Here is a 17149-nt window from a genome sequence, read left to right on the forward strand (position 1 = left end):
GTCGCGGCCCTTTTGGCGAGGGGCCATGACCGACATTTAGCCAGCCACCGACCGAGGCGTGTAGACAATCGGCGCGCCATTGCGCTCGATGATGCGGGTCTGGCTGGAGCCAAGCAGCACCACGGTGCGCATGTCTGCCATATCCGGCGTGGTGTCCTGAAGTGGCACGATTTTGATGGTCTGATCCGGGCGCGACACATTGCGGGCAAAGATCATCGGGCGGTTGTCGCCACAGGCGTCTTTCAGGGTTTTAAGCGCCTTTTCAAAGCCTTCCGGGCGGGACTTGGAGCGTGGATTATAAAAAGCCATGGCGAAATCCGCCTCTGCGGCCAGACGCAGGCGTTTGTCGATCAGCTCCCAAGGCTTGAGATTGTCGCTGAGGTTGATGGCGCAGAAATCATGACCCAAAGGCGCGCCGCATGCGGCAGAGGCTGCGAGCATGGCGGTGATGCCGGGCAGCACGCGGATGTCGAGATCGCGCCACGCGGCCTCGCCATGTTCCACCGCCTCAAACACCGCAGCGGCCATGGCAAATACGCCCGGATCGCCGGAGGAGACCACAACCACACGTTTGCCCTCAGAGGCCATCTCAAGAGCGTGGCGGGAGCGGTCGATTTCAACGCGGTTGTCTGACGGGTGCAGGGTCAGGTTCGGATTGGCCGCCACACGTTCCACATAGGGGATATAGCCCACTGCATCGGTGGCCTCGGCCAGCGCGGCCTGCACCTGTGGGGTCACCAATGCCTCATCACCGGGGCCAATGCCGACGATCTGGACCCAGCCTTGTTCTGACGTGCTCATGGGCGGCGTCCCTGACCGTGGACAACGATGATCGAGAAATAAGGCGTCACGTCGTCTGTCATTTCCGAGAGTTTTGTCACCGTCTGCTTGGGCATGGTGGCGTATTGCACGATCCACGCATCCTCATAGCGGCCTGCGGATTTGAGGGCGGCGATGACCTTCTCAAAGTTGGTGCCGATCTTCATCACCACCAGCGAGTCGGTGCGGGAGATGTAATCTGTCAGCGTGTCCTCGGGCAGGGTGCCGGTGAGCACGGTGAGCACATCGTCCCCCCAGGTGATCGGCGCGCCTGTGGCTGTCCATGCGCCGGACATGCCGGTGATGGCGGGGACGACTTTTACGGGCACGACTTTGCGCACGCGCTCGTAGATGTGCATGAAGGATCCGTAAAAGAACGGGTCGCCTTCACAAAGCACAACAACATCGTCGCCAGCTTGGGCGAGGCGGATCAGATGCTGGGTCACATCCTCGTAAAACTGCGACAGGATTTCATTGTAGCGCGGATCGGACAGCGGGATTTCGGTGGTGACCGGATATTCCATCGGAAATTCGATCACACCCTCGGGCAGCAGCCCTTCGACAATCTGGCGGGCCTGGCCTTTGCGGCCCGCCTTGCGGAAGAACGCCACATGTTTGGCACCGGTCAGAAGACGGTGCGCGCGCACGCTCATGAGGTCGGGATCGCCGGGGCCGAGGCCTACGCCGTGGATGGTGCCTGTCTGTGTCATTCTTTGCGGCTCGCGATAGCGTTGATGGCGGCCACTGTCATGGCGGAGCCGCCAAGGCGGCCTTCGACAATCATGCAGGGCACAGGTTGGTCGGCCCAAAGCGCGTCTTTGCTTTCCATCGCGCCGACAAAGCCCACGGGGCAGCCGATGATGGCGGCAGGGCGGGGGCACTCGGGATCTTCGAGCATGTTCAAGAGGTGAAACAGCGCGGTAGGGGCGTTGCCGATGGCCACGATCGCTCCGCCCAGACGGTCACGCCAATGTTCCAGCGCGGCCGCAGAGCGGGTGTTGCCCATCTCCTTGGCCAGATCATGGATGCCCTCGGCGTGCAGAGTGCAGATCACATCGTTGTCTGCGGGCAGGCGCGGTCGGGTCACGCCTTCGCTGACCATGCGCGCATCACAGAAGATCGGCGCGCCGTCTTCCATGGCTTTGCGGGCCGCCGCCACCATGCCGGGGGTGAATTTCACATGCTGCTCCAGACCAACCATGCCGGCGGCGTGGATCATGCGCACAACAACCTGTTCTTCGTCTGTGTCAAAGCCGTCTAGGGCTGCCTCGCGGCGAATGGTGGCAAAGCTTTCATCATAGATCGCCTGACCATTCTTCTCATATTCGTAAGGCATCAAAATTCTCCCAAGGCGGTGGTCAGCTGGTCCGGCGTGAGGCCGGTTTTTGTGGGCGCATCCCATGGACGGCCGTTTTTGACAAGATCAAATGCGCCGTTGTTGCCCACAAGGGTGGTGGCGCAGGGGCGCGGGCGGGCGCAGCCTTTGGCGCAGCCGGAGACATGCAGTGCACCGCGCGCCGTGGCGGCCAAGGCGCGGGCAAGCGGGCGGGTCTCAACGGTGGAGGAGGTGCACAATGGCGCGCCGGGGCAGGCATCAATGCTCAGCAGAGGATCACTGAATTCTGTGATGAAATCGGCGGTTTCCACCGGCTCCACCCCTTCGAGCAGGAAAAGCCGCCAAGGGGTCACGCGCATCGCATCCGCCTGTGTTGCCTGCACCAATGCGGCCAGCGCGGTGGCTTCGATCTGGCCAAAGGCTGCGCCAAAGACGGTGCCAAGGGCGGTTGCGCCGGGGCGCAGAGATTGTGCAGGGGCGGTGGGCAAGGCGGCTTGCCAGTTGGCGGGCAGGGCGGTCATGGCCACATGCGCGGCCATGCGGCGGCGGCTTGGGCCATCGGTTTTGACAAACCACTGCGCCATGTCAATCAGCGCGTCCACTGCGGTGGCGGCGGTGACCGGACGTCCACGGGACGCGCCGTCTGCGCGCAGGATCAAAGCACCGTCGGCTGTGCGCTCCAGCCGGAAATCGGCGGAGTTCTGCGTGAATTGCGGTGCGCCGTCGATGTCGATGGCAAAGCCCATTTTGGCGGGCAGCTCGGGGAAGTCGCCCAGACGGGCCACCAGCGCGTTTGCGATCTGGTCGGTTTCGTCTCCGGCCTGCCAGAGCGGCGGGGTCAGGATGTTGCGGCGGCTTTCCAGCAGGGGATCATCGGGCAGCAGGCCGAGATCTGCGAGACGTGCCAGAACGGCCTCGTGATCGGCCTCTGCCACGCCACGGATTTGCAGGTTGGCGCGGCTGGTGAGGTCAATCAGGCCGGAGCCAAACTCAAGTGCGGTTACGCAAAGCCCGAGCACCTGCGCCTGTGTGAGCCGCGCCAGCATCGGGCGCACGCGCACCACCAGACCGTCACCGGACATCATCGGCTTATAGGCGCCGGGGCACCAGCCTTTGGCGCTGGGGCGGGTCATGCCAGACGTTCCAGCTCTGCGAGAATGGAATTGCGGCGGGTGATCCAAAGACCGGCCTCATGCAGCGCGGCAAAGCGATCACGCATCGCGGCCAGCGCCTGTGGATTTTCTTTCTCTAGGAAGCTGACCACCTCTGTGTCGCCCAAAGTGGCGTCGTGGTAGGCATCAAACAGCTGTGGTGGCACCGCGCCTGCGAGATTGGCGAAGGCGGCCATATGCTCCAGCGTGGCCGCGATTTCAGCCCCGCCGCGGAAGCCATGGCGCATCATGCCAGCCAGCCAATCCGGGTTGGTGGCGCGGGCGTGCACCACACGCGCGATTTCCTCGGTGAGGCTGCGGGCGCGGGGATTTTCCGGGTTGGTGTTGTCCACATGATAGAGATTGGCGTTGCCGCCGGTGATCTTTTGCGCGGCGGCAAAGCCCGCCTCGTGGGTGGCATAATCGGACGCCAGCAGGAGGTCGGTTTCCGGCATGTCCTGCAAATGCACAAAGCTGTCAGCGGCGCCCACCAGCGCGCGAATGCCATCCGCGTCTTTGGTGATCTTATCGCCATCAAAGGCATAAGAGGAGGCGTTGAGCCAGGCCTCGCCAGCAGCTTTGCGGCCTTCTTCCGAGTAGTTTTCGACGTCGTGGCCCATGCCAAGGCCGTAGCTGCCGGGCGCGGGGCCGTAGACCCGTGGCGCGGTGATGCGACCGGCAAACGGGTTCCAATCGGCGGCTTCGTCTCGGTCTGTCAGAGCTTTGACCGCCTGACCAAAGAGGGTGCTCAGCGTTGGGAAGACATCGCGGAACAGGCCCGAGACACGCAGGGTGACGTCAATGCGGGGGCGTTCGAGCAGGGCGATGGGCAGGATTTCAACGCCCGAAACCCGCTCGCTGCCTTCGTCCCAGACCGGTTTTGCGCCCAAGAGGTGCAGCGCCATGGCAAATTCTTCGCCTGCTGTGCGCATGGTGGCGCTGCCCCAGAGATCGACGATCAGGTTTTTGGGATAGTCGCCCTCTTCCTGAAGGTGGCGGCGCACCAGCTCTTCGGCCAATTTCACGCCCTGCGCATAGGCGGAGCGGGAGGGCACAGAGCGCGGATCGGTGGTGAAGAGATTGCGGCCCGTGGGCAGCACGTCTTTGCGCCCGCGATAAGGCGAGCCGGAGGGGCCGGCCTCGATGCGTTTGCCGGCCAGAGCACGGGTCAGGGATGCGCGTTCGGCATCAGCCGAGGCGCTGGCGTCAAACGCCCCTTTGACGGTCGGCGCGCGGCCAAACACATGCAGGCCATCGCCAAACTGGCTTTCCTTGATGTCACAGACAAAGGTGTCGATGCGGGTGATCGCCTCTGCCAGAGAGGTGGCGTCATCCAGCCCAAGTTCTGATTGCAGACCAAGGGCTTCGGCTTCGTCTTTGATGTCCGATTGCAGGCGGTCACGGCGTTTGGGATCTAACCCGTCGGCGTTTGAGAACTCATCAAGCAAGGTTTCAAGGCGGGCAAACCGCTGTGGCGTCGCGCTGGCTTTCAGCGGTGGCGGCACGTGGCCAAGCGTGAGCGCGTTGATGCGGCGTTTCGCCTGCGCCGCCTCGCCGGGGTCATTCACAATGAAGGGGTAGATCACAGGCGCGTCGCCAATCAGCGCCTCGGGCCAGCAGGCCCCGGAGAGGGCCACGGATTTGCCGGGCAGCCACTCCAGCGTGCCATGGGCGCCGATGTGCAGCAGAGCGTCAACGCCCTGTGTCTGGCGGAGCCACAGGTAAAAGGCCACGTAGGAATGGCGCGGCACGCGGGAGAGATCGTGGTATTCGTCTTCGCGGATCTGATCGGTGCCGCGCTCTGGCTGCAGGGCGATCAGGATGTTGCCGCGTTTTGTGGCTTTGAAGGTGAACGCATCTTCAGAAACGGTTGGATCATCTTCCGGCGCGCCCCAAGCCTCTGTGAGATCTGCGTGCAGCGTTTCCGGCAGAGATGTCAGTGCCGCTTTGTAATCAGCCAGCGACCAAGAGATCGTTTCGCCAAGCAGGGCGTCTGCAAGAGGCGCTGCCTCACCGTTTCCGGTGTCAAAGCCGTCCTCGGCAAAGTCTGACAGGATCGCCTCAACACTGGCAAGCGGGTCAAGCCCCACGGCGTGCGCCATGTTCCAGTCTTTGCCCGGATAGGTCGACAGCACACAGGCCAGGTGTTTGTCTGTATTGGGTTTTTGTGCCAGCCGCACCCAGCCCTCGACCTTATCCGCAATGGCGGTGATGCGGTCAGGCAACGGGCGGTGGGCAAAGCGGGAATACTCCAGCGCTTCGTCTTTTTTACCGGGCTCTTTGAAGGAGCTCACACCGGTAAAGAGACGGCCGTCGACCTCTGGCAACACAACGTGCATGGCGAGATCGGAAGGTGCAAGGCCGCGCTCTGCTTCGGCCCAGGCTTTTTTGCGGGAGGTGGCGAGCGCCACCTGAAAGACCGGTGCTTCGGTCGCGTCCAGAGGCGAGGTGCCATCTGCGCCTTTGCCGGAGAAAGAGGTGGCGTTCACAATCGCGGCGGGTTTCAGATCGCGGAGGGTGTCCGCCAGCCAAGCGGCGGAGGCGGGCACTTTGAGAGAGGGGGCAAACAGGCCCACCACATCAAAACCACGTCCGCGGAACTCTTCAAACAGCGCCTCAATCGGCGCGGTGTCAGCGGCGCTGACGTAGGCGCGATAGAAGGTCAGGGCAATCAGCGGCTTTGCAGCGTCGCGCCCGGTGAGCGGGTCAGACAGGCCCGTCTCAGGTGTCCAGCCGCCGTGATCGGGCAGCGCTTTGGAGCCCATGACCGGCTTTGCATAGAGCCCTGCGGCCAATGCCAGCTGCGCCAGTGCGGCCTGGGCAGCAACCGCTCCGCCGGTGTCACAGAGATGGGTCAGGCGGTGCAGGGTGGACACTGGCAGGGTGGAGACTTCATCCAGCCGTGTATCCGGCCGCCCGTCTGCGGGCAGCGCCGCAAGGGCGATGCCTTTTTCCGCCGCCAATGCCTGTACCTGCTGGATACCGTATTGCCAGTAGGAGATGCCGCCAATCAGACGGATCAGGATGGCTTTGGCACCAGACAGCGTTTGCTCAATGTAGGTGTCGACCGACAGCGGGTGTTTCAACGCTGTCAGATTGGCAAGACGCAGCGTGGGCAGATCGCCGTTGCTGCGATGCCAGCCTGCCGCGAAAGCCCCCAGATCGCTGTCGGAAAACGACAGCACCACAAGGTCAGCCGGTGACTGACCCAGATCCATTGGGGTTTCGGCCTCATCAAGACCGTGGCTTTCGCGAAAGACTACATGCATGGGCGTTTAGTCTACCAGAGCGGCGCGGATCGCATCCACATTTACGTCATCATGTTCCGCAATCACGACCATGCGGCCATGACGGCCCTCCTCGGGCTTCCATGGGCGGTCAAACTGATGACGCACGCGCGCGCCCACAGCCTGCACCAGAAGACGCATGGGTTTGCCTTCGACGGCGGCGTAGCCTTTGACGCGCAGGATGTTGAGATCTTTGGCCATTTTCTCGATCTTGGCGGCAAAAGCTGCGGGATCGCTCTGCTCTGGAACGTCGATCACAACGCTTTCAAAATCGTCATGTTCGTGGTCGTGGTGCCCATCGTGATGGGAGGGGCGAGCCTCCAGATCATCCTCTGCGGCGGCTTCCAGACCGAGGATCACGCGCGGGTCCACTTCGCCTTCGGCCACTTCGACCACTGGCAGAGGGCGGGGCGCTTCGGCCAGCACGATTTCCTTGGCTTTGGCCACACCATCGGGGCCTGCAAGATCCGGTTTGGTCAGAAGAACAATGTCCGCGCAGCTGATCTGATCTTCGAAAACCTCGGAAAGCGGGGTTTCGTGATCCAAGCCTTCATCTGCTTCGCGCTGGGCATCCACTGCGGCCACATCAGGGGCAAAACGGCCATCGGCAACCGCTTCGGCATCGGCCAGCGCGATCACGCCGTCCACGGTGATTTTGGAACGGATATCGGGCCAGTCAAAGGCTTTCAGCAGCGGCTTTGGCAGGGCCAGGCCGGAGGTTTCAATCAGAATGTGCTCGGGGCGCGGCTCAAGCTGCATAAGGGCTTCGATGGTGGGGATAAAATCATCCGCCACGGTGCAGCAGATGCAGCCGTTGGCCAGCTCCATGATGTTTTCCGCCGGGCAATCCGGGATGGCGCAGGATTTCAGGATCTCGCCGTCCACACCCACATCGCCAAATTCATTGACGATCACCGCAAGGCGTTTGCCCTGTGGTTTGGTCATCAGATTGCGCACGAGTGTCGTTTTGCCGGATCCCAGAAAACCGGTGATGACGGTGACAGGGAGTTTTTCAAGAGTGCTCATTCGGGGATCTCCAGTGGGGGAATGCGGGCGATGCAGTTTTTGCGGAAATGGGTGGAGCGTTCGCGCCACGGGACCAGCCCGTCAGCGGTGGCGGCATATTTGCTCACGCCGTCCGCGACCAGTTCCGCGTCTTCTGCACCGGTGAAATTGCCATAGACATAGGTCCAGCGCTCATCGCCGCCACGCACGGTGATCGAGCAGCCAAAATCGCAGTTGGAAAAGCACTCAACACCTTTCACCGTCACGTTTTCCGGCAGGTCTGAGGCGGTGAGCGCATCAAACAATTGCGTACCGGGGCGCGGCCCTTCGACGTCGGTTGGCTGGCCGGCACGGCAGGTGGTGCAGACAAGCAATTCGACTGGAGCATTTGCATCAGCCATCAGATCTGGTCCCTTTTCAGGGACGGGGCAAACACGGGACATCTGTGGAGAGCCCGACACCGAAACACCCCGTCCGGTTTATGTCATTTGCGCTGGCAGGTCTCCCGGCTTGCGGATCTCAGAGCTTGGGCTCTGGTGGTCCTCCTGCCTTCCCGGATTTCTCCAGTGGCTGTGGCGGACCTCTCCGGTCACGGTCGCGGGGGCGGCTGCGCTTTGGGCCTTGACGTTGGACCCGTTTCACATTCCCTTTTCACCTGCTCAAATCGAGCAGAAACCAGCGACAACCCGAATGGGCAATGATTGCGGCTAAGTCAAGCGCGAACGGAGGGGCAGGAATGTCTGAAAACACGGATCAGAACGAACGCCACAAGGCCAAGATGGCCAAAATCAAAGCGGCGCGAGACAGGATGATGGCCACAAAGACCGAAGAAAAAGGTCTGATCATCGTGCACACCGGGCCGGGCAAAGGCAAAAGCTCCTCCGGATTTGGCATGATTATGCGCTGCATTGCACATGGCATGCCGGTGGCTGTGGTGCAGTTCATCAAAGGCGCGATGGCCACGGGGGAGCGGGCCTTTCTGGAAGAGCATTTCCCAGAAGAAGTGCAATTTCATGTGTCAGGGGAAGGGTTTACCTGGGAGACGCAGGACCGGGAGCGCGACATTGCCAAAGCAGAAGCAGGCTGGGAACTGGCCAAGGAGCTGATCCGCAACCCGGAGAACCGCTTTGTGATGCTCGATGAAATCAACATCGCGCTGCGCAATGACTATCTCAACATCGACGACGTGGTCGATTTTCTGCTGAGCGAAAAGCCTGCGATGACTCACGTTCTTTTGACCGGCCGCAATGCTAAGCCGGAGCTGATTGAGGCTGCTGATCTGGTGACAGAGATGACCCTGCTGAAACATCCGTTCCGCGATGGCATCAAGGCGCAGGCGGGGGTGGAATTCTGATGGCGATCAAACGTCTGCTCACCGAATTTGGCATGGGCTCTTCGCTCAGACGCCAGGATTACACCGAGGCGGCGAGCCGCGCTGTGAAGGACGCGCTGTGGCACAATTCGATCAATCTGGCGGAGCTTTTTAGCAAAGACAAATCAGAGATGATCATCACCGTTGAGGTGGCGGTGCAGCAACCGGAGCAGATTGACACTGCGGTGATTGCGGCGATCTTCCCTTATGGGCAGGTGACGGTTGTGCCGGTCAAAGGCGGGCTGGACGTGCCGCGCACGGACGGCGGCAACCCGACGGTGATGGCCAATGTGGCGATTTCGGTGGCTTTGGATGTGGAGGTCGCGGCATGAGCGAGCAGCGTTTCATCATCGAAATGGGCATGGGCAACGACCAATACGGGCAGGATTACACCAAGGCTGCGGCCCGTGCGATCGAGGATGCAATTCGCCATTCTGCCATCCCGATGTTTGCCGCTTTAGGTAAGGATCCCAAAGAGATGCGGGTGCAGGTGACGGTGGGGGTGCAGGCGCCGGAAGAGGTGGATTGTGACGCATTGGTTAAGAATTTGCCCCGCGGGCGCGCGGAGGTGAAAGCGGTGTTTGGGGGGATGAATGTGACAAATCCCGATGACGGAAACGTGCTTGTCATCGCTTCTGCGGCGGTGGAGGCCTTCCTCCCAAAACAGGGCTGAGCCATGGGCAAGGCAATTATGATTCAGGGCACGGGCTCCAATGTGGGCAAGTCGATGCTGGTGGCGGGGCTGTGCCGGGCGGCGGCGCGGCGGGGTCTGTCTGTGGCACCGTTCAAGCCGCAGAATATGTCTAACAATGCGGCTGTGACCGTTGACGGGGGCGAGATCGGACGGGCGCAGGCGTTGCAGGCGCTGGCCTGCGGCAAGGCGCTGACTGTGGATATGAACCCGGTGCTTCTGAAGCCGGAAACCGATGTGGGCTCGCAGGTGGTGGTGCAGGGCAAGCGGCTGACCACGGTGAAGGCGCGGGAATATGCCAAGCTCAAGCCGCAGCTGCTTGAGGCGGTGCTTGAGAGCTTTAACCGTTTGAAAACGAATAGTGATCTGGTGATCGTTGAGGGCGCGGGCAGCCCGGCGGAGGTCAATCTGCGGGCCGGAGACATCGCCAATATGGGCTTTGCGCAGGCCGCAGAGGTGCCCGTGGTGCTGGCCGGAGACATCGACCGGGGAGGCGTGATTGCGCAGGTTGTCGGGACGCAGGCGGTGATTTCGGAAGAGGACGCGGCGCTGGTTGTGGGCTTTCTGATTAACAAGTTTCGCGGTGATCCAAGCTTATTTGATGATGGCTATGATCTGATAAAGGCAACGACCGGTTGGGACGGCTTTGGGGTGTTGCCCTATTTCGGGGAGGCGTGGAAATTGCCTGCCGAGGATGCGCTTGACATCAAGAACGCCGAACGTGACGGCGGCTTGAAAGTGGTCTGTCTGGGGCTGTCGCGGATTGCGAATTTTGACGATCTGGACCCGCTGGCACAGGAGCCGGGCGTGTCGCTGACCATGTTGCGGGCGGGGGAGCCGATCCCCGGCGATGCGGATGTGGTGATCATTCCGGGCAGCAAATCCACCCGTGGCGATCTGGCGTTTCTGCGCGAGCAGGGCTGGGATGTGGATCTGGCGGCGCATGTGCGGCGCGGTGGCCATGTTCTTGGGATTTGTGGCGGATATCAAATGCTTGGCGCGGTTGTGCAAGATCCTGAGGGCATCGAAGGCCCGGCTGGAGAGACCGAAGGTCTTGGGCTTTTGGACGTGGAAACGGTGATGACACCGGACAAACGTCTGACGGAAACCGAGGCCGTGCATGTGGCCTCTGGTGAGGCCTTCCGGGGCTATGAAATCCACATCGGGCGCACGGATGGGCCGGATCGGGCGCGGCCCTTTGCGCAGGTGGACGGGCGTGATGAGGGCGCGGTTTCTGCGGGTGGGCAGGTGTCGGGGAGCTATCTGCACGGCATGTTCCGCGATGATGGCTTCCGCCGGGCCTGGCTGACTGCGCTGGGTGCGCAGGTGGGCAATGAGGGCTATGACGTCACCGTGCAGGCGGTGCTGGATCGTCTGGCAGATCATGTGGAAACACATCTGGTTGTGGATGGCATCTTGGCGGCTGCGCGCTAAAACTTCGATGCCACCGGCGGGAGTATTTTCAGCAGAATGAAGGAGTTAGATCCGACTGCGGCGCAGGTCGCGGACAGACTTGCCGTGGGCGTTTTTGAAGGCGCGGGCGAAGCTGGTGGGGCTGTTGAAGCCTGTTGCGAGGGCGATGTCGCGCACCGTCAGACGGGTGTCTGTGGCGAGGCGCAGGGCTTCTTCGAGGCGCAGATGCAGATATGTGGCCTGTGGAGAGCTGTTCAAATGCGCGGCAAAGCGCATCTCCAGCGTGCGGGTTGAGGTCCCTATGATCGAGGCAACGGCGGGGATGGAGAGCGGCGTGTCAAGCGCGCGGGCCATGACATCCAGCGCGCGGCCAACCTGCGGGTGCTGGCGCATCTGGCGCGGGGTTGAGGTGGGGCTTTGTGCCTGAGAAGGCATTGGGTCATAGAGAAAAGCACTGCCGACGCGGCGCGCGAGATCGGGGCTGAAGCGGGTGGCAATCAGGTGCAGCATCATGTCAATGCAGGGGCTGGCACCGCCCGAGGTGGCGATGCGCCCTGACAGGCAAAACCGGTCCTGAAGCGTTTTAACTTGCGGAAAATGTTGAGAGAATTTTTCGAGATCTTCCCAGTGAGTGGTGGCCTCATGGCCATCCAGCAGCCCTGCGCGGGCGAGCAGCCAGGGGCCGCCGTCGATGGCGGCGAGCGAGGCACCTGCATTATAAATACGGCGCAGCGAGGCGCGCAGACGCGGGGTGGATTGTTCCTCCAGACGAAAGCCCGCCACCACAAACAATAGATCACATCTGTCCAGCTCAGACAGCGCAGGGCCGGTGATTTCAAGGCCGCTTGTGAGCGCAGCGGGTGTGCCTTCAGCCGTGAAGAACTGCCATTTGAAGAGCGTTTTTCCGGCGCGGCGGTTGGCGGCGCGCATTGGGTCCACGGTGGCGGCAAAGCTCAGAGTGTTGCACTCATCCAGCACCAGAATGGCGGTGTTGAGCGGTGCGGGGTTGGGGTGGAAAACGCCAATTTCTGCGGATTTAGTCATGTAGTTTTCGTAAAGTGAAAAGTGTTGCGCCACAAGAGCAGTACGGTTGGGCAAGGAGCAAGAAAGGAATCGCCATGCCGCTGCAAATGAATCGTGAGGTTTTCATCACCTGTGCCGTGACCGGATCGGGTGGGACGCAGGATCGCAGCCCGCATGTGCCGCGCAGCCCGAAGCAGATTGCCGACAGCGCGATTGCGGCGGCCAAGGCGGGCGCGGCGGTGGTGCATTGCCATGTGCGTGACCCAGAAACCGGCGCGCCGAGCCGTGATCTGGGGCTCTATCGCGAGGTGACCGACCGCATTCGCGACAGTGAGGTCGACATGGTGCTAAACCTGACCGCTGGCATGGGCGGCGATATGGTGTTTGGCGGCGTGGAGACCCCGCTGCCGACTGTGGCGGGCACCGATATGGTGGGGGCCACGGAGCGGGTGGCGCATGTGGCGGAATGCCTGCCGGAGATCTGCACCTTGGACTGCGGCACGATGAACTTTGCCGAAGCGGATTATGTGATGACCAACACGCCGGGCATGCTGACGGCGATGGGAAAAATGATGACGGATCTGGGGGTTAAGCCCGAGATCGAAGCCTTTGACACCGGGCATCTGTGGTATGCCAAACAGCTTGTGAAAGATGGCGTGCTGGAGCCCAATGCGCTTGTTCAGCTGTGTATGGGCGTGCCGTGGGGCGCGCCGGATGATCTCAACACCTTTATGGCGATGGTCAACAATGTGCCGGATGAGTGGACGTTTAGCGCGTTTTCTCTGGGCCGCAATCAGATGGCCTATGTGGCGGCAGCGGTGTTGGCCGGGGGCAATGTGCGCGTGGGGCTGGAGGACAATCTGTGGCTCGACAAAGGGGTGCTGGCGGAAAACTGGCAGCTTGTGGAGCGTGCGGGCACGATCATTGAGAACATGGGCGCGCGGGTGATTGGCCCGGCGGAAGTGCGCGAAAAGCTTGGCTTGGTGAAACGCGCGCCGAAGGGCTGAGGCCTTGCGGGAGGGCGGCGCAACAGCTGCGCGCGGCGGGGTAAGCTTTGCAGGCTTTTGGGCCCACCGCGCGCTGTTTGGCCAAAAACACAACACGTCGGTATCGCGTCGGTATCCCTACGGTATTGCGTCGGTGCCAAAAACGGCCCCTGAGTCGGCGGTGCAATGGTTAAGAAAAGGCGTTGCGCGACCTTTTTTGCGCCCGACAGAGGGGCAGGTTTCAGGCCGGTTTGATCCGGCACAGGAAGCAGTTGTTGGAGGCGCTGCGCACATCGACAAAGGCGATGTTGTCCCGCGCAAGCAATGTGGCGGCATAGGTGCTGATCTCTGCCGTCGGGGTGACCTGGCCGGTGCCGTAAACAATGCGCTCATTAGAACTGTAGCCGCGCACAATATAGGTGGGCGCGCTGAGGATCGCCGGAAGGTCGGCGCTTGGCGGCGTGCCTGCGCAGCTCTCACAAAGATAGATCGGGCCGGTTTCGGTGAAGGCATTTTGCCCTTCAAAGGGGCGATGGGCGAGCGTGAGGAACGGCTGCCCGGCGGCGGTTTCTGTCAGACAGGCGCGGCAGGGATGACCGGGGCCGTCACAGATCGCGCGCTCCACGGGATTGCCGTAGGCGTCAATGCGATTGGCGCGGATTGCGGACACCTCGGCGGCGGGCAGCGGATGAAAATGAACAGACATAGGCGGTCTCCTTTTTTGAGGGAGACTAGGGCGTGCACAGAGGTGCAGCGACCCGTATCATGCGGAAAGGACACGGGATGACAAAGACAGCAGCGATTATTGGCGGCGGGGTGATTGGCGGCGGATGGGCGGCGCGGTTTCTGCTCAATGGCTGGGATGTGCGGGTGTTTGACCCGGACCCGGAGGCAGAGCGCAAGATTGGCGAGGTGATTGCCAATGCGCGGGTGAGCTTGCCGGGGCTGAGTGACACGGCTTTGCCAGCGGAAGGCGCGCTAAGTTTTCATGAGACCATGTCAGAGGCTGTGAAGGGCGCGGCTTGGATTCAGGAGAGCGTGCCGGAGCGGCTGGAGCTGAAGCGGAAGGTCTATCAGACGCTGCAGGAGCATTGCAACGAGGATGCCATCATTGGCAGCTCCACCAGTGGGTTTAAGCCGAGCGAATTGCAGGGCTGTGCGACGCGGCCTGCGCAGATTGTGGTGACCCATCCGTTTAATCCGGTCTACTTGATGCCGCTGGTTGAGGTGGTGCCCACCGAGAAGAACCCAGCGGAGATGGTGGCGCGGGTCAAAGAGATCCTGACCGGGGTGGGGATGTTCCCGCTGCATGTGCGCAAGGAGATTGATGCCCATATTGCGGACCGTTTCCTGGAGGCGGTGTGGCGTGAGGCGCTGTGGCTGGTGAAAGACGGGGTGGCCACCACCGAGGAGATTGATGAGGCGATCCGCATGGGCTTTGGCATTCGCTGGGCGCAGATGGGGCTGTTTGACACCTATCGTGTGGCGGGCGGTGAGGCCGGGATGAAGCATTTTATGGCGCAGTTTGGCCCTGCGCTGGAATGGCCCTGGACCAAGCTGATGGATGTGCCGGAGTTCACTGAGGAGCTGGTGGATCTGATTGCGGGGCAGTCTGACGCACAATCCGGCCATATGAGCATTCGCGAGATGGAGCGCATTCGCGACAACAATCTGGTGTCGATGATGCGGGCCTTGAAGGCGCAGGATTTTGCCTCCGGTGCGGTGCTGAACCAGCATGACGCCAAGCTCTCTGCCGAGGCGGGCATGGTGCGCAAAGCCAGCGAGATTGTAGACCCGAGCCAGCCGATTGTGACAGTGCGCCGGGCGGTGCCGATCGACTGGCTGGATTACAACGGGCATATGACCGAGAGCCGCTATCTGCATGCCTTTGCCGATGCCACTGACCGGCTGATGGAGATCATTGGCTGTGATCAGGCCTATATCGCCACGGGCGGGAGCTTTTTCACGGCGGAGACCCATATCCGGCATATTGACGAGACCCATCTGGGCAGCGTGATCGAGGTGCGCACCCGCGTGCTGATGGGGGAAGGCAAGAAGATGCATGTCTGGCATGAGATGTATGCGGGCGAGAAGCTGTTGGCGACGGGGGAGCATATCCTGATCCATGTGAGCCTTGAGACCCGCCGGCCTGCGCCGTTCAGTGAGGAGATTGCCGATAATCTGAAGATGATCTGTGAAGCCCAGGCGGAGTTGCCTGCTCCGGAAGGTGCTGGGCGCTATGTGGGGCAGCCACGATGAGCCAGCGGGTTCTGATCACGGCGGGCGGCTCTGGCATTGGGCGCGCGATGGCGGAGGCTTTTGGGCGCGACGGCTGGCAGGTCTGGGTGGCGGATCTGGATGGTGCGGCTTTGGCGGATGTACCTGAGAGCTGGCGCAGCACGCAGCTTGATGTGACCGATGAGGCAGGCGTAGCGGCGCTGTTTTCGGAGGTGCAGGCCGCGTGGGGCGGGCTCGATGCGCTTTGCGCAAATGCCGGAGTGGCCGGGCCGACAGCGGCTGTGGAGGATATAAAACTGCAAGACTGGCAGGCCTGTGTGGCGGTCAATCTGGAAGGCGCGTTTCTGGCTGCGAAATACGCCGCGCCGATGATGAAGGCTGCCGGGCAGGGCGCGATTGTGGTGACCAGCTCCACAGCGGGGCAATATGGTTACCCGTATCGCGCGCCTTATGCGGCCGCCAAATGGGCGGTGATCGGGTTGACCAAAACACTGGCGATGGAGCTCGGGGGCTATGGCGTGCGGGCCAACGTGATCTGCCCCGGCGCGGTGGAAGGCCCGCGCATGGAAGGGGTGCTGGCGCGGGAGGCTGCCGCCAAGGGAATGAGTCGCGATGACGTCTATGAGGGCTATGCCAGTGGCACGGCGCTGGGGGCCTTTGTGGAAGCGGGTGATGTGGCGGATATGGCGGTGTTTCTCTGCTCTGACAAAGCGCGGATGGTCAGCGGGCAGGTGATCGCCGTGGACGGGTTTACGGTGAATCCGGACCCGAAGGTTTAGGGGCTTTGCCCCTGCCACCGCAAGCGGTGGCCACCCCAGGATATTGGGAGAATGAGAAGGCTAGGCGGCTTACAGCGTGGCCTTGAGGCTTTCCAGATGGGCGGGGATGTCGCGGGCGCTGATGTCGGCCTGACGTACCAAATTGTCAAAGTGCTCGGTGAAGGAAGTCACGCGCTCTGTGTCGCGAAAGGCGAGGTAGTTGCGGCCCAGATAGAGCACGGCGAGCAGGGGGCCGAAGACGGTGATCGGGCTGGAGTAGAGGCGGCGGGCGTCAAAGAGGTAGAGGCGCAGGCGCGGGTAGAGCTGTTCTGTGAGGCTTGCGAAATGGGCGAGTTGCCGGGCGCGGATGTCGGCGGGCAGGCCGCGATAGTAGCCCTCGCCATTGGCAAAGGATTCCATATCGTGGCGCGGCAGGGCGATTTCATAATCCGATTGTGAGGCGCGCATCAGATCCAGCCGGTCGCGGGAGGCGTTGATGGCCTGCTCAGCAGTGCGGCCCAGATGCGGCGAATATTCCCAGTTCAGCATCTCATCGGTTTTGAGCATGTCCGGCAGCGCTGCGGGGACGTGACGGATCTTGTAGCCTGCGGCCTCTTGGTGCCAGGCGAAGATCTGTTCATCCACCAGCGCGCGGGGGGCCTTGGTGACGGTGAGCGCATTGGCGAGAATATCGGCGGTGTTTTCCGGGCGGTCGGTGAGCGAGAGCAGCCAGTCGGCAGAGACCCCAAGCGCCGCCGCGCATTCACCGACAACCTGCGCATTGGGGAGCCGCGCGCCCTCGTCTTTGAGGAGTTGGCTAATGGTGGAGCGGTCTACGCCGATGGTGCGCGCGAGCGCGGCCTGAGACATGGCGCTGGTCTGCATGGCGGTGGCAAGGCGCTGGCGGAAGCGGTCGGCGCGGAGCCGTTTGTCGATATTTTCGATCATGTGGTGATTAATATCACCTATGACGATTTTTGTTAATCATATTCGGAATTCTGAAACGCACCGCGGCGCGATAGCTCTGGTTGTGCTCACAAAACCGTGAGCCTGACTAAGACGAAGAAAAG

Annotated in this window: 17 protein-coding genes and 1 riboswitch; of the genes, 7 read left to right on the plus strand and 10 right to left on the minus strand. The window is 61.8% G+C overall.

Annotated elements, in window-relative coordinates; all coding sequences use genetic code 11:
* Positions 1-36: 36 nt before the first annotated feature.
* Genes cobJ through J7412_RS07120 form a run of 7 tightly spaced genes read right to left on the minus strand, consistent with a single transcriptional unit; the run spans position 37 to position 7999 of the window.
* Entirely contained in the window at positions 37-801 is a 765-nt protein-coding gene (gene cobJ / locus J7412_RS07090; RefSeq protein WP_209078019.1) for a precorrin-3B C(17)-methyltransferase, read from the minus strand.
* Complete coding sequence (gene cobI / locus J7412_RS07095) at positions 798-1529, minus strand: precorrin-2 C(20)-methyltransferase (protein WP_209078020.1); 732 nt, start codon at positions 1527-1529, stop codon at positions 798-800. The genes cobJ and cobI overlap by 4 nt, the downstream gene beginning before the upstream one ends.
* The gene (locus J7412_RS07100; protein ID WP_209078021.1) at positions 1526-2155 is read right to left on the minus strand and encodes a precorrin-8X methylmutase; all 630 of its coding nucleotides are present in this window, start codon (positions 2153-2155) and stop codon (positions 1526-1528) included. Before J7412_RS07100 ends, cobI begins: the two co-directional genes overlap by 4 nt.
* Positions 2155-3288 (minus strand): cobalamin biosynthesis protein CobG, encoded by a 1134-nt coding sequence (locus J7412_RS07105; RefSeq protein ID WP_247743800.1) that lies wholly within the window; start codon positions 3286-3288, stop codon positions 2155-2157. Before J7412_RS07105 ends, J7412_RS07100 begins: the two co-directional genes overlap by 1 nt.
* The gene (cobN, locus tag J7412_RS07110) at positions 3285-6575 is read right to left on the minus strand and encodes a cobaltochelatase subunit CobN (RefSeq protein WP_209078022.1); all 3291 of its coding nucleotides are present in this window, start codon (positions 6573-6575) and stop codon (positions 3285-3287) included. The genes J7412_RS07105 and cobN overlap by 4 nt, the downstream gene beginning before the upstream one ends.
* A 6-nt stretch (positions 6576-6581) precedes the next feature.
* Positions 6582-7619: a cobalamin biosynthesis protein CobW gene (gene cobW / locus J7412_RS07115; RefSeq protein ID WP_209078023.1), complete on the minus strand. Its 1038-nt coding sequence runs from the start codon at positions 7617-7619 to the stop codon at positions 6582-6584.
* Positions 7616-7999 (minus strand): DUF1636 domain-containing protein, encoded by a 384-nt coding sequence (locus tag J7412_RS07120; RefSeq protein WP_209060876.1) that lies wholly within the window; start codon positions 7997-7999, stop codon positions 7616-7618. Before J7412_RS07120 ends, cobW begins: the two co-directional genes overlap by 4 nt.
* 76 nt (positions 8000-8075) lie before the next feature.
* Positions 8076-8293, minus strand: a riboswitch (cobalamin riboswitch).
* 41 nt (positions 8294-8334) lie between these two features.
* Here J7412_RS07120 and cobO point away from each other — a divergent pair.
* The 4 genes from cobO to J7412_RS07140 are packed head-to-tail and all read left to right on the plus strand — an operon-like array spanning position 8335 to position 11095.
* The gene (cobO, locus tag J7412_RS07125; RefSeq protein ID WP_209078024.1) at positions 8335-8952 is read left to right on the plus strand and encodes a cob(I)yrinic acid a,c-diamide adenosyltransferase; all 618 of its coding nucleotides are present in this window, start codon (positions 8335-8337) and stop codon (positions 8950-8952) included.
* On the plus strand, positions 8952-9302 hold the full coding sequence (locus tag J7412_RS07130; RefSeq protein WP_209078025.1) for a Lin0512 family protein: 351 nt from the start codon (positions 8952-8954) through the stop codon (positions 9300-9302). Before cobO ends, J7412_RS07130 begins: the two co-directional genes overlap by 1 nt.
* Positions 9299-9643 (plus strand): Lin0512 family protein, encoded by a 345-nt coding sequence (locus J7412_RS07135; RefSeq protein WP_209078026.1) that lies wholly within the window; start codon positions 9299-9301, stop codon positions 9641-9643. Before J7412_RS07130 ends, J7412_RS07135 begins: the two co-directional genes overlap by 4 nt.
* A 3-nt stretch (positions 9644-9646) precedes the next feature.
* Complete coding sequence (locus tag J7412_RS07140) at positions 9647-11095, plus strand: cobyric acid synthase (protein WP_209078027.1); 1449 nt, start codon at positions 9647-9649, stop codon at positions 11093-11095.
* 45 nt (positions 11096-11140) lie between these two features.
* Here J7412_RS07140 and J7412_RS07145 read toward each other — a convergent pair whose 3' ends face one another.
* A complete protein-coding gene (locus J7412_RS07145) occupies positions 11141-12118 on the minus strand; it encodes a GlxA family transcriptional regulator (protein ID WP_209078028.1) in 978 nt (325 codons plus the stop codon).
* A gap of 74 nt (positions 12119-12192) precedes the next feature.
* Between J7412_RS07145 and J7412_RS07150 the strand changes: the two genes are divergently transcribed.
* The gene (locus J7412_RS07150; protein WP_209078029.1) at positions 12193-13104 is read left to right on the plus strand and encodes a 3-keto-5-aminohexanoate cleavage protein; all 912 of its coding nucleotides are present in this window, start codon (positions 12193-12195) and stop codon (positions 13102-13104) included.
* 220 nt (positions 13105-13324) lie between these two features.
* Here J7412_RS07150 and J7412_RS07155 read toward each other — a convergent pair whose 3' ends face one another.
* Entirely contained in the window at positions 13325-13789 is a 465-nt protein-coding gene (locus J7412_RS07155) for a DUF1203 domain-containing protein (RefSeq protein WP_209078030.1), read from the minus strand.
* 77 nt (positions 13790-13866) lie between these two features.
* Here J7412_RS07155 and J7412_RS07160 point away from each other — a divergent pair, with 77 nt between their 5' ends.
* Together J7412_RS07160 and J7412_RS07165 are read left to right on the plus strand one after the other, a co-directional pair.
* A complete protein-coding gene (locus tag J7412_RS07160) occupies positions 13867-15342 on the plus strand; it encodes a carnitine 3-dehydrogenase (RefSeq protein WP_209078031.1) in 1476 nt (491 codons plus the stop codon).
* Positions 15339-16100: an SDR family NAD(P)-dependent oxidoreductase gene (locus J7412_RS07165; protein ID WP_209078032.1), complete on the plus strand. Its 762-nt coding sequence runs from the start codon at positions 15339-15341 to the stop codon at positions 16098-16100. Before J7412_RS07160 ends, J7412_RS07165 begins: the two co-directional genes overlap by 4 nt.
* Before the next feature lie 69 nt (positions 16101-16169).
* On the opposite strand, the gene J7412_RS07170 is transcribed toward J7412_RS07165, so the two are convergent.
* Entirely contained in the window at positions 16170-17027 is an 858-nt protein-coding gene (locus J7412_RS07170; protein WP_209078033.1) for a helix-turn-helix transcriptional regulator, read from the minus strand.
* Positions 17028-17149 lie beyond the last annotated feature (122 nt).

This window comes from Shimia sp. R9_3 (assembly GCF_017743755.1).
In the GTDB taxonomy this organism is placed as follows: Bacteria; Pseudomonadota; Alphaproteobacteria; order Rhodobacterales; family Rhodobacteraceae; genus Shimia.